General features: G+C 78.0%; 3 protein-coding genes. All 3 read left to right on the forward strand.

Translation table 11 applies throughout. The annotated features are described in order from the left end of the window. Positions 1-209 precede the first annotated feature (209 nt). The 3 genes from ABZ914_RS50130 (at position 210) to ABZ914_RS50140 (ending at position 2,394) form a co-directional block, all read left to right on the forward strand. Entirely contained in the window at positions 210-683 is a 474-nt protein-coding gene (locus ABZ914_RS50130; RefSeq protein WP_500201639.1) for a hypothetical protein, read from the forward strand. Between the two features lie 86 nt (positions 684-769). Beyond that, positions 770-1,831 carry an enolase C-terminal domain-like protein gene (locus tag ABZ914_RS50135; RefSeq protein WP_433136513.1) on the forward strand — a complete coding sequence of 354 codons (1,062 nt, stop codon included), beginning with the start codon at positions 770-772 and terminating at the stop codon, positions 1,829-1,831. Then, entirely contained in the window at positions 1,831-2,394 is a 564-nt protein-coding gene (locus ABZ914_RS50140) for a P-loop nucleotide/nucleoside kinase family protein (RefSeq protein ID WP_500201640.1), read from the forward strand. The genes ABZ914_RS50135 and ABZ914_RS50140 overlap by 1 nt, the downstream gene beginning before the upstream one ends. Positions 2,395-2,483 lie beyond the last annotated feature (89 nt).

The following is a 2,483-nucleotide window of genomic DNA, read 5'->3' on the forward strand; positions in this document are numbered from 1 at the left end:
GGCGAACGGCTCGCCGAGCGCGACGCCGAGCGCGGGCGCGTCGGACGGCGCGTCGCCGAGCCCGTCGGGGTCGCCGGCGCCGGAGAGCAAGCCGACGTCCCTCGCGGCGACCTGCCCGTCCTGATCATCGCGCCGGCCCTTCGCACCGATCCTTCACGGGCCGTCCTTCACGGGTGGTCGCGCGGCGGCGGTGGCGCGACACTGGCCGGGTGAAGCCCGCATACCGTGTCCGCTCGGTCGTCAACGTCGTCAACCTCTCGACGCCGCTGGGCCTGCTGCTCGCGCTGGCGGCGGCGCGCCCCTCCGGCGGCGGCCCCCGGCTGCGCGGCGCCGGGGACGGCCTGCTGGTGGCGGGCGGCTACCGGCCGCCGGTGCCGGTGGCGTCGGCGTTCACGGTCGGCAACGTGATCCTGGTCCGCGGCGACGCGTCCGGCCTGCCGTCCGACCCCCGGCTGCTGCGGCACGAGGCCCGGCACGCCACGCAGTACGCCTGGTGCCTCGGCATCGTCATGATCCCCCTCTATCTCGCGTGCGCGGGCGTGTCGATGGCGCTGTGCGGCGACTGGGCGTCCTTCAACCCCTTCGAGCGGCTCGCGGGGCTGGCGGACGGCGGCTACGAGCGGCGCCCGCTGCGCCCGTTCCTGCGCCCGTTCCTGCGGCCGTTCCTGCGGGGCCGCCGCTGACCTCCCGCCCGTCCGGTGTTCGGGCAGGTCCCGCGAGGGGGGATCATTGAGGGAGAACACTTCCGACCACGAGAGGGCGGGTGCGGGTGCCCCGGATCCTTGGCTGCGACGCCTTCCGCGTCGCGATGCCGCGCGGGCGGCGGCCGGAGAGCATTCTCGTGCGGCTCTCCGGCGGGGACGGCGCGGCGGGCTGGGGCGAGATGGCCGTCCCGACCGGGACGGCGGACCCCGGGCCCGGCTGGGCCGACATCGAGAAGCGGATGGCGCCGGCGCTGATCGGGCTGGACTGGGACCGTCCCGAGGACGTGTCGGCCGCCGCCGACCTCGGCGCGAACGAGGCCGCCGCGGCGATCGACGTCGCCTGCTGGGACCTGTGGTGCCGGGAGCGGGGCCTGCCGCTCGCGCACGCGCTCGGCGGGACGCGGACGTCCATCGTCACCGGCGCCCGGCTCGGCCCCGAGCCGATCCTGGACACGGTCGCGTCCCGCGCCAACCGGGCGGTGGGCGCGGGCCACACCCGGGTGACCCTGCCGATCCGGCCGGGCTGGGACGTCGAGCCCGTCCGGGCGCTGCGGGAGGCCTACCCGGCGCTGGCGCTCGTCGCGGACGCGGGCCACGCCTACACCGAGTCCTCCGAGCACATGGCGGTGCTGGAGGCGCTGGACGCCTACGGGCCGGTGGCGATCGAGCGGCCGTTCGCCGCCGACGACCTCGCGGCGCACGCCCGGCTCCAGCTGCGGGTCGGCGCGGCGGTCGCCCCGGCGGTCGGCGACCTGGAGACCCTGGACGCGGCGATCACGCTGGAGGCGGGCCGTGCGCTGCACCTGCGGCTGGACCGGCTCGGCGGGCTGACGGCGGCGCGCAGCGCCCACGACCTGGCGTACGCGGCGGGCTGGGACGTGTGGTGCAGCGGGTGCGGCGCGTTCGGCATCGGGCAGGCGGCGGCGGTGGCGCTGGCGGCGCTGCCGGGCTGCACGCTGCCGAGCGATGTGTCGGACCCGGCGGGCGGCCCGGTGTTCGTGACGCCGCCGGTCCGTTCGTCCGGCGGGGTCGTCGGGGTGCCGCTGACCCAGCCGGGCCTCGGCCACGAGATCGACGAGGCGCGCATCGGGCGGCTGGCGACCCGCCGGATGCGCCTGCCCGCCTGATGCCCGCGGACGTCTGGATCGTGGCGGGCCCGCCCGGCGGCGGCAAGTCGACCGTGTGCGACCTGCTGCTGGCGCGGCTGCGCCCGGTCCCGGCGCTGCTCGACAAGGACACCCTGTTCGGCCCGTTCGTCGCGGCGACGCTGGCCGCGCACGGCCGCGACCCCGGTGAGCGCGAGGGCTCCTGGTACGACGAGCACGTCAAGCGGCACGAGTACGCCGGGCTCACCGCGGCGGCGCGGGAGATCCGCGGGCACGGCTGCCCGGTGCTGCTGAGCGCGCCGTTCACCGGGCAGATCCGCTCCCCCGCCCGCTGGGCGGAGTGGGTGGAGGCGCTCGGCGGCGCGCGGGTGCGGCTGCTGTGGATCCGCACGGACGCCGCCACGCTCCGGTACCGCCTGGAGCGGCGCGGCCTGCCCCGCGACGCGGGGAAGCTGGCCGGGTTCGACGCCTTCGTCGCGCGGATGCGGCCGGAGGAGCCGCCTCCCGTCCCGCACGCGGTCGTCGACAACCGGCTGGCGGCGCCGCGCCCGCTGGAGGCGCAGCTGGACGCACTGCTCGCCTGACGGCCCGCGCGCGTCACGGGCCGGTGGGTTACGGGCCGGTGGGTTACGGGCCGGTGGTTCCGGAGCCGGCCGTGCCCCGCCGCGCCCGG

Origin of the sequence: Spirillospora sp. NPDC046719, assembly GCF_040645715.1 — a bacterium.
Taxonomy (GTDB): Bacteria; Actinomycetota; Actinomycetes; order Streptosporangiales; family Streptosporangiaceae; genus Spirillospora.